General features: G+C 66.4%; 19 protein-coding genes and 2 tRNA genes. 9 read left to right on the plus strand and 12 right to left on the minus strand.

Annotation, left to right across the window (positions count from 1 at the left end; all coding sequences use genetic code 11):
• The first annotated feature begins 1 nt into the window (after position 1).
• A complete protein-coding gene (locus tag ACFTR6_RS00110) occupies positions 2-472 on the plus strand; it encodes a globin (protein WP_377956489.1) in 471 nt (156 codons plus the stop codon).
• A 12-nt stretch (positions 473-484) separates the two neighbouring features.
• Here the strand turns inward: ACFTR6_RS00110 and ACFTR6_RS00115 are convergent, their stop codons facing one another.
• Positions 485-1,162: a hypothetical protein gene (locus tag ACFTR6_RS00115; protein ID WP_076802498.1), complete on the minus strand. Its 678-nt coding sequence runs from the start codon at positions 1,160-1,162 to the stop codon at positions 485-487.
• 63 nt (positions 1,163-1,225) lie between these two features.
• Between ACFTR6_RS00115 and ACFTR6_RS00120 the strand changes: the two genes are divergently transcribed.
• Complete coding sequence (locus ACFTR6_RS00120; protein ID WP_377956490.1) at positions 1,226-2,197, plus strand: acyl-CoA thioesterase; 972 nt, start codon at positions 1,226-1,228, stop codon at positions 2,195-2,197.
• A 121-nt stretch (positions 2,198-2,318) separates the two neighbouring features.
• Here ACFTR6_RS00120 and ettA read toward each other — a convergent pair whose 3' ends face one another.
• The 3 genes from ettA to ACFTR6_RS00135 all read right to left on the minus strand — a co-directional run bounded on the left by ettA (position 2,319) and on the right by ACFTR6_RS00135 (position 5,270).
• Positions 2,319-4,001 carry an energy-dependent translational throttle protein EttA gene (ettA, locus tag ACFTR6_RS00125; RefSeq protein ID WP_076802493.1) on the minus strand — a complete coding sequence of 561 codons (1,683 nt, stop codon included), beginning with the start codon at positions 3,999-4,001 and terminating at the stop codon, positions 2,319-2,321.
• Positions 4,002-4,079: 78 nt separating this feature from the next.
• A complete protein-coding gene (locus ACFTR6_RS00130) occupies positions 4,080-4,661 on the minus strand; it encodes a DUF6993 domain-containing protein (protein WP_377956491.1) in 582 nt (193 codons plus the stop codon).
• 57 nt (positions 4,662-4,718) lie between these two features.
• Positions 4,719-5,270: a single-stranded DNA-binding protein gene (locus ACFTR6_RS00135; protein WP_377956492.1), complete on the minus strand. Its 552-nt coding sequence runs from the start codon at positions 5,268-5,270 to the stop codon at positions 4,719-4,721.
• A gap of 207 nt (positions 5,271-5,477) precedes the next feature.
• Here ACFTR6_RS00135 and ACFTR6_RS00140 point away from each other — a divergent pair.
• Together ACFTR6_RS00140 and ACFTR6_RS00145 are read left to right on the plus strand one after the other, a co-directional pair.
• Positions 5,478-5,550: transfer RNA gene (locus tag ACFTR6_RS00140), tRNA-Arg, on the plus strand.
• A gap of 421 nt (positions 5,551-5,971) precedes the next feature.
• Complete coding sequence (locus ACFTR6_RS00145; RefSeq protein WP_367301644.1) at positions 5,972-6,232, plus strand: lipopolysaccharide assembly LapA domain-containing protein; 261 nt, start codon at positions 5,972-5,974, stop codon at positions 6,230-6,232.
• Positions 6,233-6,247: 15 nt separating this feature from the next.
• Here the strand turns inward: ACFTR6_RS00145 and ACFTR6_RS00150 are convergent, their stop codons facing one another.
• From ACFTR6_RS00150 to ACFTR6_RS00165, 4 genes are read right to left on the minus strand one after another with little or no spacing between them, the layout of a single operon-like run.
• On the minus strand, positions 6,248-6,679 hold the full coding sequence (locus ACFTR6_RS00150; protein ID WP_377956493.1) for an SRPBCC domain-containing protein: 432 nt from the start codon (positions 6,677-6,679) through the stop codon (positions 6,248-6,250).
• 57 nt (positions 6,680-6,736) lie between these two features.
• On the minus strand, positions 6,737-7,576 hold the full coding sequence (locus ACFTR6_RS00155) for a sugar phosphate isomerase/epimerase family protein (protein ID WP_377956494.1): 840 nt from the start codon (positions 7,574-7,576) through the stop codon (positions 6,737-6,739).
• Positions 7,573-8,787, minus strand: coding sequence for a dihydrodipicolinate synthase family protein (locus ACFTR6_RS00160; RefSeq protein ID WP_377956495.1), 1,215 nt, complete (start codon positions 8,785-8,787; stop codon positions 7,573-7,575). Before ACFTR6_RS00160 ends, ACFTR6_RS00155 begins: the two co-directional genes overlap by 4 nt.
• A complete protein-coding gene (locus ACFTR6_RS00165) occupies positions 8,787-9,956 on the minus strand; it encodes a Gfo/Idh/MocA family protein (protein ID WP_377956496.1) in 1,170 nt (389 codons plus the stop codon). The genes ACFTR6_RS00160 and ACFTR6_RS00165 overlap by 1 nt, the downstream gene beginning before the upstream one ends.
• A gap of 187 nt (positions 9,957-10,143) precedes the next feature.
• Between ACFTR6_RS00165 and ACFTR6_RS00170 the strand changes: the two genes are divergently transcribed.
• Both ACFTR6_RS00170 and ACFTR6_RS00175 read left to right on the plus strand, forming a co-directional pair.
• The gene (locus tag ACFTR6_RS00170; RefSeq protein ID WP_377956497.1) at positions 10,144-11,229 is read left to right on the plus strand and encodes a LacI family DNA-binding transcriptional regulator; all 1,086 of its coding nucleotides are present in this window, start codon (positions 10,144-10,146) and stop codon (positions 11,227-11,229) included.
• A 73-nt stretch (positions 11,230-11,302) separates the two neighbouring features.
• Positions 11,303-11,914 (plus strand): GNAT family N-acetyltransferase, encoded by a 612-nt coding sequence (locus tag ACFTR6_RS00175; protein WP_377956498.1) that lies wholly within the window; start codon positions 11,303-11,305, stop codon positions 11,912-11,914.
• Here ACFTR6_RS00175 and mptB read toward each other — a convergent pair.
• Positions 11,907-13,463: a polyprenol phosphomannose-dependent alpha 1,6 mannosyltransferase MptB gene (gene mptB, locus ACFTR6_RS00180; protein ID WP_377956499.1), complete on the minus strand. Its 1,557-nt coding sequence runs from the start codon at positions 13,461-13,463 to the stop codon at positions 11,907-11,909. The two genes, ACFTR6_RS00175 and mptB, sit on opposite strands and share 8 nt — an antisense overlap.
• A gap of 308 nt (positions 13,464-13,771) precedes the next feature.
• Between mptB and orn the strand changes: the two genes are divergently transcribed.
• The 3 genes from orn (at position 13,772) to def (ending at position 15,303) form a co-directional block, all read left to right on the plus strand.
• Complete coding sequence (gene orn, locus ACFTR6_RS00185; protein ID WP_377956830.1) at positions 13,772-14,401, plus strand: oligoribonuclease; 630 nt, start codon at positions 13,772-13,774, stop codon at positions 14,399-14,401.
• Positions 14,402-14,532: 131 nt separating this feature from the next.
• A tRNA-His gene (locus tag ACFTR6_RS00190) sits at positions 14,533-14,605 on the plus strand.
• A gap of 125 nt (positions 14,606-14,730) precedes the next feature.
• Positions 14,731-15,303 (plus strand): peptide deformylase, encoded by a 573-nt coding sequence (gene def, locus ACFTR6_RS00195; protein ID WP_076802467.1) that lies wholly within the window; start codon positions 14,731-14,733, stop codon positions 15,301-15,303.
• A gap of 11 nt (positions 15,304-15,314) precedes the next feature.
• Here def and ACFTR6_RS00200 read toward each other — a convergent pair whose 3' ends face one another.
• From ACFTR6_RS00200 to ACFTR6_RS00210, 3 genes are all read right to left on the minus strand, one after another.
• Positions 15,315-16,112, minus strand: a complete 798-nt coding sequence (locus ACFTR6_RS00200) for an HNH endonuclease family protein (RefSeq protein ID WP_377956500.1) — start codon at positions 16,110-16,112, stop codon at positions 15,315-15,317.
• Positions 16,113-16,243: 131 nt separating this feature from the next.
• Positions 16,244-16,453 carry a hypothetical protein gene (locus ACFTR6_RS00205; protein ID WP_076802462.1) on the minus strand — a complete coding sequence of 70 codons (210 nt, stop codon included), beginning with the start codon at positions 16,451-16,453 and terminating at the stop codon, positions 16,244-16,246.
• A gap of 115 nt (positions 16,454-16,568) precedes the next feature.
• A complete protein-coding gene (locus ACFTR6_RS00210) occupies positions 16,569-18,062 on the minus strand; it encodes a glyceraldehyde-3-phosphate dehydrogenase (protein WP_377956501.1) in 1,494 nt (497 codons plus the stop codon).
• Between the last annotated feature and the right edge of the window lie 154 nt (positions 18,063-18,216).

Consider the following 18,216-nt stretch of genomic DNA (forward strand, 5'->3'; position numbering starts at 1 on the left):
CATGACCATGCCATCCCTTCCCACCCCGCCGGAGCCCGGCGCCCGCAAGCCGCTGATGCGCAATGACCCGTTCAGCCAGCCGGGCTACACCGACAACTTCTATGACGCGGTGGGCGGCCACGAGACGTTCGTGAAGCTCATTGACGTCTTTTACGACGGCGTGGCCACGGATCCGCTGCTGCGCCCCATGTATCCGGAGGAGGATTTGGGACCGGCCAAGCGGCGGTTCCTGATGTTCCTCGAGCAGTACTGGGGCGGCCCCACCACCTACGGCGAGGAACGCGGCCACCCCCGGCTGCGGATGCGCCACATGCCGTTCCGGGTGACGCCCGAGGCCAAGGACCGGTGGCTGCACCACATGCGGACAGCTGTCGATTCGCTGGGCCTGCCGCCGCTGTACGAGGGAACGCTGTGGGATTACATGGAGCGGGCTGCCCTCTCCATGGTGAACAGCCCGACAGACGCCAACTGAAACGGACGCTGACTAGAGCAGGCCTGCGCCGGTCCGGGCCAGCACGTGCCCGCGGCTGCCGCTGAGCCGGAACCAGCGTCCGGCGCGGTAGAGCTGCTGTTCGCCCTCACCAGGTTCGTTTCCGCCCAGGAAGCCCAGGGCGAGGGCGGCGAAGGCCGCTCCCGCCGGCACCCCGTGCCGTCCCTCCAGTTCGCGCCCCCAGACGGCGGCCCGGGCATTGTTCACGATCGCCGCTCCCGGCTTGTCCGGAACGATTCCCGCCACTTCGGCAATGCCTGCTTCGGCGGCCTGACGCAGTTCGGCGTCAGGGACGGAGTCCACCAGTTCCCAGCCGCTGCGCGGCGCGCCCACCCCGGCCCATGATTCGGTGACGGTCGACGGCGGGACCGGCAGTTCGGCGTCGTTCTCCCCGGCCCGGGCCAGCCGGTCAAGGACAGCGGCGAGCGGAACCGTGACGTCGACGGCGGACGGCTCCGCCAGGCCCATGGTCCGCAGGCCGAGGATGGTGGGCGTTGATTCCCCCAGGATCCGGGGCCGGAGGACGCAAACGTAGGCAGCCAGGACCGTTCCGGCCGCCTGCAGGCGGATGGCGCCGTCGTCGATGGCTTTGGCGCGCGTGACGAAGGTCCTGAGATCGGCGAGGTCGCGGGGGTCGGCGAAGCTGAAAGACTGGGTAAGGAGATCAGACACGTTAAGAACACTACCGGCTGAGGCCCGGTTGAGCGGTGCCGGGGCGCCGTCTAGAGTCAAACCATGACTGAAGCGGACGCCGGATTGCAGGCCTTGCCCACGAATGACCCCACCACTTCCCTCCTCGACCTGCTGGACCTCGGCGAGCTGGAAGGCGCCCGCACCGACGAGGACATCTTCATGGGTCCGTCGCAGCGCCAGCCGCACCAGCGGGTTTTCGGCGGCCAGGTCCTGGCCCAGTCCCTGATTGCGGGCATGCGCACGGTGGACGAGGAGCGCTCGGTCCATTCCATGCACGGCTACTTCCTCCGGCCCGGCGACGCAAACAAGCCCATTACCTTCGGTGTCCAGCGCCTGCGGGACGGCCGTTCGTTCTCCGCGCGGCGCGTGCATGCCTACCAGGACGGCACGCCGATTCTGTCCATGATCGCCTCGTTCCAGGCCGGCGACGACGGCATAGAGCACCAGTCCGAAATGCCTGCCGGCATCCCCGACCCGGAGATGCTGCCCAGCACCGCGGACCTGCTGGGCAAGTTCGACCATCCCGTCGCCCGGCACTGGGCGTATGAGCGGCCGTTCGATATCCGCCACGTCGACCCCGCCCTGTACGTGGCGGCCCCGGGGAAGAAGGAAGCGCGCAACGCGGTGTGGATGAAGACCTTCAGCGCCATGCCGGACAACGCCAATACCCACCGCGCCGCCCTGGCCTATGCCAGCGACTACACTCTGCTCGAATCAATCCTACGGAGGCACGGACTGAGCTGGATCACGCCGGGCATGAGCGTGGCCAGCCTCGACCACGCCATGTGGTGGCACCGTCCTGTCCGCGTTGACGAGTGGCTCCTGTACGTGCAGGAATCACCCAGCGCCCAGGGAGCACGCGGCCTTGCCACCGGCAAGATCTTCAACCGGGAGGGCCTGCACGTCGCGTCCGTGGCCCAGGAGGGCATGGTCCGGGTCCCGACGGACATCAAAAGCAAGGTAGCGGGCGCCGTGCAGTCCAAGATCCTGCAGCACCAGATGCGCAAGGCCTGACCCGCCACCAAAAGGGCCCGGCACCAAAAGGGCCGGGCCCGGGATGAACAGTTGAACTGTCCAGTCCCGGGCCCGGCCTTTTGCATACCTGCGCCTCTGCCTGGTTAGTCGCGCGTCAGGTTTAGTCGCGCGTCAGGCGGCGGTGCGTCACACGGTGCGGCTTGGCGGCGTCGGGGCCGAGGCGCTGCACCTTGTTCTCCTCATAAGATTCGAAGTTGCCTTCAAACCAGTACCACTTCGACGGGTTTTCCTCGTCACCCTCGTAGGCAAGGATGTGGGTGGCCACGCGGTCCAGGAACCAGCGGTCGTGGGAAACCACGACGGCGCAGCCCGGGAACTCCAGCAGCGCGTTTTCCAGGCTGCTGAGGGTTTCGACGTCGAGGTCGTTGGTCGGTTCGTCGAGCAGCAGCAGGTTGCCGCCCTGCTTGAGGGTCAGCGCCAGGTTGAGGCGGTTGCGCTCACCACCGGAAAGCACGCCGGCCTTCTTCTGCTGGTCCGGTCCCTTGAAGCCGAACGCCGCGACGTAGGCGCGGGACGGCATTTCAACGTTGCCCACCTGGATGTGGTCGAGACCGTCGGACACGACCTCCCAGAGGGTCTTGTTGGGGTCGATGCCCCCGCGGCTCTGGTCCGCGTAGGAGATCTTGACCGAGTCGCCGATCTTCAGCTCGCCGCCGTCGAGGGGCTCGAGGCCCACGATGGTCTTGAACAGCGTGGACTTGCCCACACCGTTGGGACCGATGACGCCGACGATGCCGTTGCGCGGCAGCGAGAAGGACAGGCCGTCGATCAGGGTGCGGTCGTCGAAGCCCTTCTGCAGGTTCTTGGCTTCGAGGACCAGTCCGCCGAGGCGCGGTCCCGGCGGGATCTGGATCTCTTCGAAGTCCAGCTTCCGGGTGCGGTCTGCCTCGGCTGCCATTTCCTCGTAGCGCGCAAGACGTGCCTTGGACTTGGTCTGCCGGCCCTTGGCGTTGGAGCGGACCCACTCGAGTTCCTCGGCGAGCCGCTTGGCCTGCTTGGCGTCCTTCTTGCCCTGGATTTCGAGGCGGGCGCGCTTCTTCTCCAGGTAGGTGGAGTAGTTGCCCTCATAGGGGTACAGGTGGCCGCGGTCGACCTCGGCGATCCATTCCGCGACGTGGTCCAGGAAGTACCGGTCGTGGGTGACGGCGAGGACTGCGCCCTCATACTTGGAGAGGTGCTGTTCCAGCCACAGCACGCTCTCGGCGTCGAGGTGGTTGGTGGGCTCGTCAAGGAGCAGGAGGTCCGGCTTCTGCAGGAGCAGCTTGCAGAGCGCCACGCGGCGGCGCTCACCGCCGGAGAGCAGGGTGACGTCCGCGTCGGCGGGCGGGCAGCGGAGGGCGTCCATGGCCTGCTCGAGCTGGGAGTCCAGGTCCCAGGCGTCGGCGGAGTCGATGGCTTCCTGCAGGTGGCCCATCTCCTCGAGGAGTGCGTCGTAGTCCGCGTCCGGGCTGGCCATCTCCTCGGAGATCTGGTTGAAGCGCTGGATCTTGCCGTAGATCTCGCCCACGCCTTCCTGGACGTTGCCCAGGACGGTCTTCTCCTCGTTCAGTGGCGGTTCCTGCAGCAGGATGCCCACGGTGTAGCCAGGGCTCAGCCGGGCCTCACCGTTTGAGGGGGTGTCCAGGCCGGCCATGATTTTCAGGATGGTGGACTTACCGGCACCGTTGGGGCCAACAACACCGATCTTGGCGCCCGGGAAGAAGGACATGCTTACGTCGTCGAGAATAAGTTTTTCGCCAACAGCCTTTCGGGCCTTGGTCATTGTGTAGATAAATTCCGCCATGGTTCCAAATCTAGTGGGTTGGCGGGCATATCTCACATTCGCGTCAGGCCTGACATGAGCCTCACGCCGGCATGCAGGTCAGGCCGGGGCGCCCACGAAGCACTTACCGTTGGACAGGGCCGGCAGCACGGTCACCGTCACCTTCCCTTCCCGGATCTGCCCCACCACGCATTCCTTCCCCTGGACTGCCGCCGCTTCCATGGAATCCACTTCAAGGCCTGTGGGGGTACGTCCCGCCGACACCTCCAGGTTTTTTGCCGGAACACCTGCCGCCGTGAGCGCTGAGGTGATGTCCGCCGTGGCCGGTTTCGCATTGGCTTTGACGACGTTTCCGAGCACCTCCGCCATGGTCCGCTCCAGGGCCGCAGTTGCTGCCTCCGACGCGGAGGCCTTGGGGGCGGACGCGGATGCCGACGATTGTGCCGGGACTGGGGCTGCCTCTCCCCCCGCTGCCTGTCCGCCCGCTGCCTGTCCTTCCGCCTGCGTGGGGGCCGGCTGGCTTACCGCCGCCTGATCCGCGGGTGCCGTGCAGGCGGCGAGCGCCGACAGCAGTACAACCGAGACTGCAAGCCGGCCGGCACCACGGCGAGCGTGTCCCCGGGGATCACTGGCGTTGTTGCGGAGTGCATTGTTCCCCGGAAGTCTCGTCGCTTGAATCACGCAGCCATTCTGCCATGCGGCACCGCCAGGGGGTGCGGTGCCGCACGCCTCCGGCGTTCAGGCAGCAGCTCCGCTAAGTTCGCCCGTGTCGGGATCGAGCTGCAGTTCGTCGCCGTTGTCGTCCAGGAAGATGCCGGCCGCGTCCTCATCCCGCTCCTCTCCGTCCTCGCGGTCATCGTCGGGCCCGTCTCCGCCCACCCCTGAGAAGGGATTTCCGCTATTCGCCGGCCCGAGTTCATCGGCGGACTGCGGGCTGGAGTTGCGAAGGTAGTTGGCGGTCCCCCATCGGAGGTCGTGGCCCACGGCGTCGGCGTCGATGTCGGCCTGATGATGGGTGCGGCCGTCTTTCTCCCAGCTGCGCAATTTCAGCTTGCCGACGACGATGACCTTCTGGCCCTTCTTGATGCTGCAGCCCATATTCCCGGCCAGCTGGCGATACCCCTGGACAGTGAACCAACTCATGTTGGATTCCACCCAGGCGCCGGCAGCCTTGTCGAACCGCCGTTCGGGGCAACCGAGCCGGAATGAGGCGGTGGGAACGCCTCCGGGAGTTGTGGAACTCTTGATTTCCGTGGCCACGAAGCCGCGGAGCGTAATGGTGTCAGTCATCTTGCTGTCCTGTCTCGAAGTGTCGTGCCCTAGCAGGCAGTTCAAGCATCAGTCGGCAGCGGGCTGGCAGGGAGTGCCGAAGTTCCGTATGTGGAAAACCGCAGCTGCCGCAAGATACGCCACGGTGAACCACGCCGGCGCCTGACACTGGCAGGATGCAAGTCAATGTAGACTTTTTAGGCGCCAGCAATGTGATGGACAGCCATTGCCCCAGTAGCTCAGGGGATAGAGCAGCGGCCTTCTAATCCGCCGGTCGGGGGTTCGATTCCCTCCTGGGGCGCGTTTGTGATGGAGCAGAAAACACCCCGGTCTTCGGACCGGGGTGTTTTCTTTGGCTGGCGTTCTTTGCACAGTGGTTCTTGGACCGGCGGCAACTGCCAAGCATGCTTACTATTACCGCCGGATTGTGCCTATGATCGGAATGACGCCGGTGGAATGCATGGGCCGGTGCACCTGACAGCCGAGGAAGGAACACCCGGATGCAGCACAGCCAGTCGGGCGGACACCCAACCGAGCCGGAGACGCCACGGCCTGCGGGCCCGGCGCCAGATCAGCCCCACACCAGCACCCCTCATGACCTGACTCAACCGGGCACGCCTTCGGGAACCCCGGCGGCCAGCCGCCATCCCGGGACGGCGGCCATTCCGGGGTATGACGGAACTGTGCCACCGCAGCCGGGCATCGCGGAGCCGGAGCGTCGCGTGACGCGCGCCGGAATGATCTGGGCGGCGGTGGCCTCCGCGCTGGTGGTGCTGGTGCTGCTGATCGTCTTCATCCTGCAGAACCAGGAACTCGTCCAGGTGAAATTCTTCGGCCTCGAAGGAGCGGTGTCGCTCGGTGTGTCCCTCTTCATCGCGGCAGTCGGCGGCGGAGTCCTCGTGGCCATGGCCGGCGCAGCCCGGATCATCCAGCTGCGCGCCGCTGCCCACCGCCGCAGGGTGCAGGCCGGCCGGAAGCGGTAACTCCGGAAGAACCGGTCAGTCCTCCAGGTACTGCTTGAGGTTGCCGAGCACCATGCCCCAGAGTTTTTCCGATTCCGCGGCCTCGTCATCACTTCTGTTGTTGCCTTGGGTGATGCTGACCCGGGTCCCCTCTGCCACCGGCTCCAGCCCGTATTCCACGGTGTGGTAACTGTCCGGCTCATCAGGCAGCCCGGACAGCGGACTGTAGTGGGTGATGCGCAGGAGTTCATTCGGGCGGGCTTCCAGCACGGTCCCCTTGTCGCGGTAGGACTTGCCCTGCCACTCCCCCTCGAACGTCACCGGTTCACCTTCCCGCCAGGTGGATGTGACATGAGTGCCGAGGAAGTATTCCCTGACGTCGGCGGGATCCGTCAGTGCCGCCCAGACCCGCTCCGGCGCCGCCGCGACGACAACGCTTGCCCGCGCTTCCCTGACCTGCTTGTCCATGGCTTCCCCTCCTGGCGCCACCCTACCTGCGGATGGCCGCGGAGGTAAGGGATGGGTTCAGGCGAACGGCTGGACGAGTGCGGCATAGCGGTCCTTCATCCGGGCCAGGACGTCGTGGCCGTCGGCGTCCCAGATCTCCTGGTTGAAGATTTCCACCTCGATGTCGCCGGTGTACCCTGCGTCCCGGACCCAGGTTCCGATCGTGGCGAAGTCGATCACGCCGTCGCCCATCATTCCGCGGGAGAGCAGCGCATCCGCCGCGATGGGAAGGTTGAAATCGCACACCTGGTACGAGGCAATCCGGTTCTCCCGGCCCGCCCTCTCGATCGCGGTTTTCAGCCCAGGGTCCCACCAGACATGGAAAGTGTCGACGGCGACCCCCACTGCCCGGGCATCGTACGGAGCCGCCAGGTCCAGGGCCTGCCCCAGGGTGGAGATGAGGGCGCGGTCGGCGGCGTACATCGGGTGCAGTGGCTCCAGCACCAGGCGGACGCCGTGTCCGACGGCGAACGGAACGAGTTCCTCGAGCCGGTCCGCCACGCGCTGGCGGGCGGCCACCACGTCCTTCTCCCCCGGCGCCAGGCCGCCGACCACGAGGAACAGCTCCCGGGTATCGAGCGCAACCGCCTCCAGAACCGCGGCCCTGTTGTCCGCCAGCGCTGCTGCCTGGCCAGCGGCGTCCGGGGCCGTGAGGAACCCGCCGCGGCACAGCGAGGAAACCCGCAGTCCGGCGTCCCTGATCAGCTTCGCAGCCTTGTCCAGCCCGGCGTCGGCCACGATGTCGCGCCAGGGCCCAATCGCGGGGATGCCGGCACGGGCGCAACCGTCGACGGCCTCGGCGAGTGTCCATTTCTTGGTGGTGGCGCTGTTGAGGGAAAGCCGTGCGAAGTCGCTCATACGCCCACCCCGTTAATGCGAAGGAAATCGGACATGCGGAAGGCTGCAAGCGCAGGGTCCTTCAGCAGTCCTGCCTCGTCGGCCAGCTCGAAGGTCTTCGCAAGGTGCACGACGGAACGGCCCGAGTGCAGTCCGCCCACCATCTGGAAGCCGGGCTGCCTGCCGTTAAGCCAGGACAGGAAGGCGATCCCGGTCTTGTAGTAGAACGTGGGGGCACTGAAGATGTGCTTGCCCAGTTCCCGGGTGGAGTCCAGGATGGCACGCGCTTTGCCCGCGTCTCCGGCGTCGTAGCTCTGCAGTGCCGCCGACGCCGCCGGATAGATGGCCGCGAAAATGCCCAGCAGGGCATCCGAATGGAAGGTGCCGTCGCCGTCGATCAGTTCCGGGTAGTTGAAATCGTCGCCGGTGTAGAGCCGGACACCCCCGGGAAGCGCAGCCCGCAGCGCGACTTCATGTGAAGCATCCAGGAGGGAGACCTTGACGCCGTCCACCTTGTCCGCGTTGTCGCGGATGAGGGACAGGAACGTTTCGGTGGCCTCGGAGACGTCGTTCGAGCCCCAGTAGCCGGCGAGCGCGGGATCGAACATGGTGCCGAGCCAGTGCAGGATGACCGGCTGCTCGGCTTCCTGCAGCAGCGTGGAGTAGATCCGCAGATAGTCTTCGGGACCGCTGGCCACCCGGGCCAGCGCCCGGGACGCCATAAGGATCACCTTGGGTCCGGCCTCACTGACGACGGCGGCCTGCTCACGGTAGGCGGCCAGGACGGCCTGCAGTCCGGCCTCGCCGGAAGGCAGTGCGGCAAGGTCCAGCTGGTCGGTGCCGGCACCGCAGGACACGAGGTCCCGGACCGTCATGCCCGCCGTGGCGGTCCCGCCGGCGCTGGCCACGGCGGCAGCCTCCGCCCCGGTGCGCTTGATCAGCTGCTGGGTGGCATCCCAGTCGAGGCCCATTCCGCGCTGGGCGGTGTCCATCGCATCGGCGACACCCAGCCCGTAGGACCACAGTTCGTGCCGGTAGGCCAGGGTGGCGTCCCAGTCCAGTCGGGCGGGAGTGCCCGGGGTGTTGTCGGCGGTGACCTCGGGGATGACGTGCGCCGCCGCGTACGCCCGGCGCGAAGTCAGCGGTGCCGCCGGCCTGGCCCAGGTGGTGGCGGAGCGGAGCCGGTACTCCCGGGTTCCGCCGTCGGATGTGGGAAGGATCAGGGACGTCATTAGAGCGTGATCTCCGGGATGTCGATGGTGCGGCGTTCGTCGCTGGACTGCAGGCCGAGCTCGGCGAGCTGGACGCCGCGGGCGGCGGAGAGCAGCCCGAATCGGTGCTCGCGGCCGGCGGTGACGTCGCGCAGGAATTCTTCCCACTGCAGCTTGAAGCCGTTGTCCAGCTCTGCGTTGGCCGGGACTTCCTGCCACTGGCTGCGGAAGGATTCAGTGACGGGCAGGTCAGGGTTCCACACCGGCTTGGGCGTGTGGGCGCGTTGCTGCGCGACGCACTTGTTCAGGCCTGCCACGGCGGATCCGTGCGTGCCGTCCACCTGGAATTCGACCAGCTCGTCGCGGTAGACCCGGACGGCCCAGGAGGAGTTGATCTGGCCGATGACGTCGTCTCCGCCGGGGGTAACGAGCTCGAAGATGCCGTAGGAGGCGTCGTCCGCCGTGGCCGTGTACTGCTTGCCGGACTCGTCCCAGCGGGTGGGGATGTGGGTGGCGGTCTTGGCGTTGACGCTCCTGACCTTGCCGATGATGCCTTCCAGGACATAGTTCCAGTGGCAGAACATGTCCGTGGTCATTCCGCCGCCGTCCTCCTTGCGGTAGTTCCAGGATGGGCGCTGCGCCGCCTGCACGTCGCCTTCGAAGACCCAGTAGCCGAATTCGCCGCGGATGGACAGGATCCTGCCGAAGAACCCTTCATCGACGAGGCGGCGCAGCTTGACCAGGCCGGGGAGGTAGAGCTTGTCGTGCACGACGCCGGCGGTGACCCCGGCTTCCTTGCCGATGCGGGCGAGCTCGATGGCCTCCTCCAGGCTTTCCGCCGTCGGCTTCTCCGTGAAGATGTGCTTGCCGGCCGCCATGGCCTTCTTCAGGGTCGCGGCCCGCAGGCTGGTCATGGAGGCGTCGAAGACGACGTCGACAGTGGGGTCGTTGATGACGCCGTCAAGGTCGGTGGTCCATTCCGAAATCTTGTGCAGCTCGGCCAGCTCGCGGATCTTTGCTTCGTTGCGGCCAACGAGGATCGGTTCGACCTGCACCTTGGTGCCGTCCTCCAGCGTGAACCCGCCGGCGTCGCGGATCGGGAGGATCGAGCGCAGGAGGTGCTGACGGTAGCCCATCCGGCCGGTGATGCCGTTCATGGCTATACGGATCGTCTTTGTTTCGAAGCCCATGGGTCCTCATTCAGTCGTAGGTGAAAGCTGATCGGAAAAGCAGATCGGGAAAGCGCATTCCCGCTGCATCTATAGTGCAGAACTTGCATCCATCTGGCAAGCGCTTTCCTTGTCTTTTTGCACCTGCGATAATGTGGGCACCAGCCGAGTTTCCCGCGCCGGGGCCCGTTGAAGAGGAGTTGCGTCTGTGGCTGCAAGCACGCTGACCGAAGTAGCCCGCCTGGCAGGAGTCTCCCCCGCCACCGCCAGCCGGGTCCTGAACGGCTCGGCCAGGACCCCCGGACCGGACATCGCCGAGCGCGTCCGGAAGGCCGCGGACTCCCTCGGCTACATCCCCAATGCCCAGGCTCAGGGCCTCGCGAAGTCGAGCTCCGGGCTCATCGGGCTCATCGTGCACGACATCGCCGACCCCTATTTCTCGGCCATTGCCCGCGGTGTCCAGGCGGCTGCCCGGCACCAGAACAAGATGGTGCTGCTGGCCACGACCGCAGGCAGCCCCGCCGATGAGCGTGCGGCCGTCGCTGCCTTTGCCGCGCGCCGGGCGGACTCGATAGTGATTGCGGGATCGCGTTCTGCGCGGACCACTGACCAGAAGGGCAACGCCGAACTGGCAGCCGAGCTTGACCGCTACTGCCGCAACGGCGGCCGGGTGGGCGTAGTGGGACATGCCGTGGTGGGCGCCGAATCCGACGAGGGCTATCACGTGGTTGAGGTTCCCAATGAGGAGCTCGCCGCGGAACTCGCCCGCGAACTGGCCGCCGTGCATACCGGGGATTTCGTGGTCATCGCCGGACCGGAGGGACTTCTGACCTCCGACGACCGGGTGCGAGGCTTCCAGCGCGGCCTGGCCGATGCCGGGCTGCCCGCGGCAGAGGTCCTCCACACAGGATTCGACCGCGCGGGCGGCTACGAGGCGGGCCTGGAACTCGCTGAACGCATCAGGCCGCACGGCGATAGGGGCGCGGCCGCTCCCGGTTCCGCCGGGCCCAGGCTTTGCATCTTCGCCGTCAACGACGTCATGGCGATCGGGGCCACCGCGGCGCTGCGCTCCGAGGGACTGCGGATCCCCCGCGATGCCGCCATCGCAGGGTTTGACGACATCGAAACCCTGCGTGACTTCCGCCCTGCACTCTCCACCGTCCGGCTGCCCCTCGAGGAGATCGGCAGGCTGGCAGTTCCCGGCGCGGTGTCCGGCCAGGCGGACGCCGTGGCGGTCAGCGGCGAGGTGACGCTGCGCCGCAGCACCGGACACGCAAGCGACGCCGACTCCTAGTTCCCCGGCAAGATCCGTTCGCGTCGGCAACACCAGCCCCGCAACACCAGTCCGGCAACAAGGGAAGGCGGCCATGACAGACCCTCCACACGGGGCGGCAGAAGGCATCACCACAGCGCCCGCCGAATGGCCCGCCGTCGAGCAGCTGTTCGGCGTCCGGGGTGAGCCGTCACGCTGCTGGTGCCGGTTCTTTGCCCTGCCGGGCAATGGCTTTGCTGCCACGCCCCCTGCTGACCGCAAGGCACAGCTGAAAGGCAAGTTCGACGGCGGCGGGCCGGCACCGGGGGTCCTGGCTCACCGCGGCGGATCCGCCGTCGGCTGGTGTGCGGTGGAACCGCGGCAGTGCTACCCGCGGATTCTCCGCTCACAGGTATTCAAGGCCGCCGGCCCCGCGGTGGCGGACGACAACGGCGGTGAAAGCGTGTGGTCGGTGAGCTGTTTCGTCGTCGCTCCCGGCCACCGGCGCAGCGGCGTGGCAGCAACCCTCCTGGCCGCCGCCGTCGACCACGCACGCGCCAACGGCGCCACCGTCGTCGAGGGGTATCCGGTGGACCCGGCGCAGCGGACCAAGGCCGGACCGGCCGACCTCTACCAGGGCACCCTCGGGCTGTTCCTCGGCGCCGGGTTTGAGGTGGTCAGCGACGCCGTGCCGGGGCGTGCGGTGGTGCGGCTGCGGGTCAGATGACGGGCCGGGTGGTGACGGGCTGGTCCGCCTTGCTGAAAAGCAGCTTGGTGCTGCGGTCCAGGAAGATTAGGTAGAGCGCAAACAGCAGCGCGATAATGGCTGCCGCATTGCGGGCCAGCGCCAGGGCAAGGCCCAGATCGTCGGTCTGCAGGTAGGGGAAGACTTCCAGCTGGTCGGAGATGGCATAGACCATGAAGAAGGACACGATGAAGTACAGGGCCTTCACCTGCCAGTCGTCACGGATGCCCGTGACGGCGAACAGCGGGATCAGCCACACGACGTACCAGGACTGGATCATGGGGGCCAGCACCACAACCGCGGCGAAGGCGAGGGTCAGGCGGCGCATGAGGCGGTCGTGCCCGCCGCGGAAAATCTGCCAGGCGACGATGCCCACGGCAAGGAGCTTCCCGGCGTCGTAAACCCATTTGGCAAGCCCCCAGCCGTCCAGGCTGAACGCATTGGCGATGGAGGCCACGATCAGGCCAAGCAGACCCACCGGGGCGTACCAGATCCACACGCTGCCCGGCGCGGAGAGTCCGTTGATCCAGCCGAACCCGAAGCCGTTTACCAGGCTCATTGCGTAGAGCAGGCCAACGCTGAGTCCCGCCGTCAGGCCCCAGAACACAAACTTCCTGGGCCAGCTGGCCCCCTTGCCGGCCCAGAGCAGGCCAATGAACGGCAGGAACACCACGGTGATGGGCTTCACCGCGATGGAGGCTGTGACAAGCACAATGCCGAAGATGACCCGCCGTGTGGCGCAGTAGTAGAGGCCGGCAAGGGCGAGCCCGATCATCAGTGAATCGTTGTGGACGCTGGCAATGAAGTTGGTGAGGAAGAGCGGATTCGCCGCCGTCAGCCAGAGGGCACGGTGCGGATTGACCCCGTGCAGGTCGGCAAGCTTGGGAACGTAGATGATGCACAGGATCACGCCGGCCAGGGAGGCGAGACGGAACAGCATGATGCTGGCTTCCGGATGCACATTGGTGGACCACACCACGAACTGCTCGATCCAGAGGAACAGCTGGCCGTAGGGAACCGGGGCCTCGGTCCACATCTTGTCGGCGCCGAGCTGGAAGTAGTTGGACAGCGCGGAGATGCCGTTTTCATACGGGTTGAAGCCCTCGACCATCAGCCGGCCCTGGCCTATATAGGCGTACACGTCCCGGCTGAAGAGCGGGACCGTGAACATCATCGGAAGGCCCCACGCCACGACGGCCTGGAGCGTGGCCTTGCGGGCCTGCCGGCCCCAGACGTGGACGTGCTGGCCAAGCCTGAGCCAGGCCCGGACCAGGAGCATGCCGCCGACCGCCAACAGGACGATGGACAGCCCGACGCCGAATGCCTCGGTGCGCATCCAGATGAACAGCGGCATCCGCCGCAGCTCCGAGACGGGCGCCAGCCAGCCGACGCCGAGCGAGCCGATGAGGAGGAACATGGAGCCGACGAAGCCGGAGAGGATGGGCGAGCGCGGGTTGTCCGCTTCCGGCCGGGCCGGGTCCGTGGAAGTGCCAGTGGCCGTTTCCCCTATCGCAGGCACAGGCGCCGTCATCTCAGGATCGTCCAATCTCTTCTGCGCCTATCTCGTTAGGCATGTCTCTTCCGGGCATGTTTCTTTTGGGCGTGCTCCCGGCCTGCAACCAATCCAATGGAGCCAACCCAAGTACAGCCAGCCCATGTGCAGCCGGGCTGGGCGGCCAGCCAAGTGAGGCGTCGCCGGGGTCGCGGCCACGCAATGACCCGTTGCCACGTATCCGAAATATTAGCATCGGAGCGCCTCTCCAAGGCTTGCCCGCGCCTAAACGGTAGGCTGAACGGGTGCCTATTACTAACGAACGCATCGTCTGGATCGACTGCGAAATGACCGGCCTCGACAGCGTCAACGACGCCCTGATCGAGGTCGCTGCCCTGGTGACCGATTCCGAACTCAACATCCTCGGTGACGGGGTGGACGTGGTGATCAAGCCGGACGACTCCGCACTCGCCCAGATGAACGATTTCGTCCGGGACATGCACACCCGGTCCGGCCTCCTGAACGAGCTTCCGGCCGGCAAAACGATGGCCGAAGCAGAGGCCCTGGTGCTGGACTACATCCGCAAGTGGGTTCCCGACCCCCGCAAGGCGCCCCTTGCCGGCAACTCGGTGGGAACGGACCGGGTCTTCCTGGCCAGGGACATGCCCTCGGTGGTGGAGCACCTGCACTACCGGATCATCGATGTCAGCACCATCAAGGAACTCGCCCGTCGCTGGTACGCCCGGGCCTACTTCCAGGCACCGGCGAAGCTCGGCGGCCACCGCGCCCTCGGCGACATCAAGGATTCCATCGACGAGCTCCGGTACTACCGGGAAGCCGTCTTTGTGCCTGCCCCGGGACCGGACAGTGCCACCGCCCAGAAGATCTCCCAGCGGATCGCAGCCTCCCCCTCTGCCGTCGACCATGCAGCCGCGGAGAGCGTTCCGCCGCCCGCGGCACAGCAACCGGGAAAGTAATCTGCGCCACGTTTGAGGGAAATTTTGCCGAAACTGCCAAAAGTGGCAAAAGCAAGCCCCAACAGCAGGTACACTATTTCTCGTTGCCTTTTCGGACGGCCGGGAAAACCGGACAGTCTGCAGGGCACATGGTGGGCGTAGCTCAGTTGGCAGAGCGCCTGGTTGTGGTCCAGGAGGTCGCGGGTTCAACCCCCGTCGCTCACCCGCACCGAGGACGGCAGTTTATTGCCGGCCAGCAACAAAGGCCGTACCGGTTATCCGGTGCGGCCTTTGTTGGTTTTCACCCCTGCCGGCTCCCGCCCGGCAAAGCGCCGAAGGAATCCCCTGACATGACCGTTCTGCCCATCACCATCTGGGGTGAGCCGGTGCTGCACCGCCGGGCCGCCGAAGTGGAGGAGTTCGACGACGCGCTTCGCCAGCTGATTGCCGACATGTTCGAAACCAACGACAAGGCGAACGGCGTGGGGCTGGCCGCACCGCAGATCGGCGTGGGCAAGCGGATCTTCGTGTACAAGTACCAGAACGAGGACGGCGCTCCCCCGGCCGGGGCCGTGGTCAATCCTGTGCTGACTCTCTCCAAGGTGTCCGGGGCGCTGCCGGATCCGGACGATGAAGTGGAGGGCTGCCTCTCCTTCCCCGGCGAGCAGTATCCGCTCAAGCGCGCCGAGTGGGTCCGCGTCCAGGGCTTTGACGGGCACGGAAATCCGGTGGATTTTGAGGCCACCGGCTGGTTCGCCCGCATCATCCAGCACGAGTACGACCACCTGGACGGCAAGCTGTACGTCAACCGCCTCATCGACAGGTACGCCCGCAAGGCGATGAAGCAGGCCAAGAAGAACAGCTGGGGCGTCCCCGGCCTGACCTGGATGCCCGGCGTCGACCCGGACCCCTTCGGCCACTGACCCCGGAGCTTCTACCCCGGCGTCACCGTCTGCTGCTGCGGGCACGACGCCAGAACGCGTGCCATGGCGTCCTTCTCCGGCTGCGTGACCCAGAGGCCGTACGCGGCCTTCACCGAGATCTGCCGCGCCACATAGTGGCACCGCAGCGCCTTGTTCTTCGGCAGCCAGGTGGCGGCATCCGACGCGCTTTTCTCCTGGTTGGCCTCCCCGTCCGCCGCAATGAGGTTGAGGGGGTCGTTGGCCAGGATCTGCCGCTCCAACGGCGTCAGCTGCTGGGCACCTTTTTGCCAGGCGTCGCCCAGTGCGACGACGTGGTCGATCTGCACTTCCTTGCTGGAGTCTGCACCGCGGACGAACCTGACCGTAAGCCCCACATACGGCTCATGCAGGCTGCCGGAAGCAACTTTGCACCTTGATCCCTGGCTGAACCCAACGTCGCGAAGGTCACGGCGCAGGATGTCGTTGCGCGTGTCGCAGCCGTTCCGGTCCGCGTCCTGCCAGGCCTGGCCGAAGGCCGACCGGTCATAGTCGCTGCCGGCTGCCCTGCCCTTCACGTCCAGTTCTTCCAGTGCAGCGGCCGCGCCGCCCCGCGGCACCGGGTATGGCGGCGTCACCGGTTTCATCCAGCCGGCGTCGAACACCGGCACCTCGGCAGGACCGGACACCGCAGGCTCGACGGCGGCAAACTGGCCGGCCGTAAAAAACCACACGCTGCCGGCGATCACCGCAGCGGCGGCCGCGCCGAGCAGCGCCCAGGCCTGCCGGGCGTGGCGGCGGGCACGCCGGTAAGCGGCCCAGCTGACGCTCACGGGCGAATCCCGGGGCACCGGCAGCTTCGGGCAGGTTGTGGATCCACACCCAGGAGCTTAGGCGAAACCACCCGCGGCGGCGCGGGTATCCACAGTGTTGGGGACAGGTGCCCTGTGGAGGACGGGTCGGCCTACTGCTCGCGCATGACCCGGCGAAGATCGGTGTTGGCGAGGTCAAGGAGCCGCTCCAGCTGGGCCACCCTGTCGTTGCCGATTTCCCCGGCCGCATGCGCAGTGCGTGCCTCATCCAGCAGCCTCTGGGCTTCTTTCTGGTTGGCCCTTGCAACGTCGAGGGCGTGTTCCAGGGTCGTCTCGTGCTCAAGTGTGCGGTTGTGTTCCATGACACAAGTTTGTCCCCGATCGCCGGCCGATTCCAGCGAATTGCCCGGGAAGTTCCCGGGCATGGGTCAGCCCCGCCGGCACAGCAGTGCGGGCGGGGCTGACGAAGGGTTCCGGTTAGACAGACGCTGCCGAGGCCAGGACCGGGGCAATATCCTTATCGGAGTCCTTGGCAGGGAAGGTCGGCGGGTTGACCCCGGCCATCTCCTCCATGACGCGGACCACCTGGCAGCTGTAGCCGAACTCGTTGTCGTACCAGACGTAGACAACCAGGTTCTTGTCGTTGGAGATGGTGGCGAGGCCATCAACGATGCCGGCGCGGCGGGAGCCGACGAAGTCGGTGGAGACCACTTCAGGGGAGTCGATGTAGTCGATCTGCTTGCGCAGGTCCGAGTGCAGCGACATCTCGCGCAGGTAATCGTTGACCTCGTCCTTGGTGGCGCCCCGTTCCAGGTTCAGGTTCAGGACAGCCAGGGACACGTCCGGGGTGGGGACGCGGATGGAGCTGCCGCTAAGCTTGCCCTGCAGTTCGGGCAGTGCCTTGGCCACGGCCTTGGCGGCGCCGGTCTCGGTGATCACCATGTTCAGGGCGGCGGAGCGTCCGCGGCGGTCGCCCTTGTGGAAGTTGTCGATCAGGTTCTGGTCGTTCGTGAACGAGTGGACCGTCTCGACGTGGCCGTGGATCACGCCGTACTTGTCATTGAGGGCCTTCAGCACGGGGGTGATGGCGTTGGTGGTGCAGGAGGCTGCCGTCACGATCTTGTCCGACTCGGCGATGTCCCGGTGATTGATGCCGTGCACGATGTTCTTCAGCTCGCCCTTGCCCGGCGCGGTCAGCAGGACCTTGGCCACGCCCTTGCTCAGCAGGTGCTGGCCAAGGCCTTCGGCGTCGCGCCAGCGGCCGGTGTTGTCCACCACGAGGGCGTCCTTGATGCCGTAGGCGGTGTAATCGATGGTGGCCGGGTTGTCCGAGTAGATGACCTGGATCCGGACGCCGTTGGCCGTGATGGTGTTGGCCTCGGTGTCCACCCGGATGGTTCCTTCGAAGGAACCGTGCACGGAGTCGCGGCGCAGCAGGCTGGCACGCTTGGTGAGGTCGTTGTCGGAGCCGCGGCGGACCACGATGGCGCGCAGGCGCAGGCCGTGGCCGCCGCCGGCCTTTTCGATGAGCAGGCGCGCCAGCAGGCGGCCGATGCGGCCGAAGCCGTAGAGCACGACGTCGGTGCTGGTGCGCTCGTCGGCGCCCCGCTTGCCCACAATCTCAGCCAGTTCGGCGCGGAGGAATTCCTCCAGAGTCAGGTCCCCGCCGTCGGACTTGAACTTCTGGTTCAGTCGGGCGATGTCGATGGCAGCGGCACCCAGGTCCAGCTGTGCCAGCGTGTTCAGCAGCGGCGCCGTCTCCTCCAGCAGCAGCTCGTCCTTGCTCATCCGGCGCGCAAAGCGGTGCGCCTTCAGGATGCTCATGGTGGACTTGTTAATCAGGCTGCGGCCGTGGATGGAGGTAACCACGTTGTTTTCACGGTACAGCCGGCCGATCACCGGGATCATGGCCTCAGCGAGCGCCTCCCGGCTCATCCACGTATCAAGACAAGAATCTGACGTCTGGCTCACAGAACTACCTTCCTTGGTTCAACCGGCTACGTCCTCGTAAACCGGATGGCGGCCACTGGAAGTTATCCAGGGCAAGCTGGCACCGGCAGGGTTTCGGTCTACCCCGGATGCCGTTGGACGTGCAAAGAAAAACCGCCGGCTGCGAACGCAGATC

The organism is Arthrobacter sp. NPDC057009 (assembly GCF_042673905.1).
Classification (GTDB): domain Bacteria; phylum Actinomycetota; class Actinomycetes; order Actinomycetales; family Micrococcaceae; genus Arthrobacter.

Coding starts and splice junctions, on each gene's coding strand:
- ACFTR6_RS00110 (WP_377956489.1), top strand. CDS start 2: ATGACCATGCCATCCCTTCCCACCCCGCCGGAGCCCGGCGCCCGCAAG.
- ACFTR6_RS00120 (WP_377956490.1), top strand. CDS start 1,226: ATGACTGAAGCGGACGCCGGATTGCAGGCCTTGCCCACGAATGACCCC.
- ettA (WP_076802493.1), bottom strand. CDS start 4,001: ATGGCGGAATTTATCTACACAATGACCAAGGCCCGAAAGGCTGTTGGC.
- ACFTR6_RS00135 (WP_377956492.1), bottom strand. CDS start 5,270: ATGACTGACACCATTACGCTCCGCGGCTTCGTGGCCACGGAAATCAAG.
- ACFTR6_RS00150 (WP_377956493.1), bottom strand. CDS start 6,679: ATGGACAAGCAGGTCAGGGAAGCGCGGGCAAGCGTTGTCGTCGCGGCG.
- ACFTR6_RS00155 (WP_377956494.1), bottom strand. CDS start 7,576: ATGAGCGACTTCGCACGGCTTTCCCTCAACAGCGCCACCACCAAGAAA.
- ACFTR6_RS00160 (WP_377956495.1), bottom strand. CDS start 8,787: ATGACGTCCCTGATCCTTCCCACATCCGACGGCGGAACCCGGGAGTAC.
- ACFTR6_RS00165 (WP_377956496.1), bottom strand. CDS start 9,956: ATGGGCTTCGAAACAAAGACGATCCGTATAGCCATGAACGGCATCACC.
- ACFTR6_RS00175 (WP_377956498.1), top strand. CDS start 11,303: ATGACAGACCCTCCACACGGGGCGGCAGAAGGCATCACCACAGCGCCC.
- mptB (WP_377956499.1), bottom strand. CDS start 13,463: ATGACGGCGCCTGTGCCTGCGATAGGGGAAACGGCCACTGGCACTTCC.
- orn (WP_377956830.1), top strand. CDS start 13,772: ATGACCGGCCTCGACAGCGTCAACGACGCCCTGATCGAGGTCGCTGCC.
- def (WP_076802467.1), top strand. CDS start 14,731: ATGACCGTTCTGCCCATCACCATCTGGGGTGAGCCGGTGCTGCACCGC.
- ACFTR6_RS00205 (WP_076802462.1), bottom strand. CDS start 16,453: ATGGAACACAACCGCACACTTGAGCACGAGACGACCCTGGAACACGCC.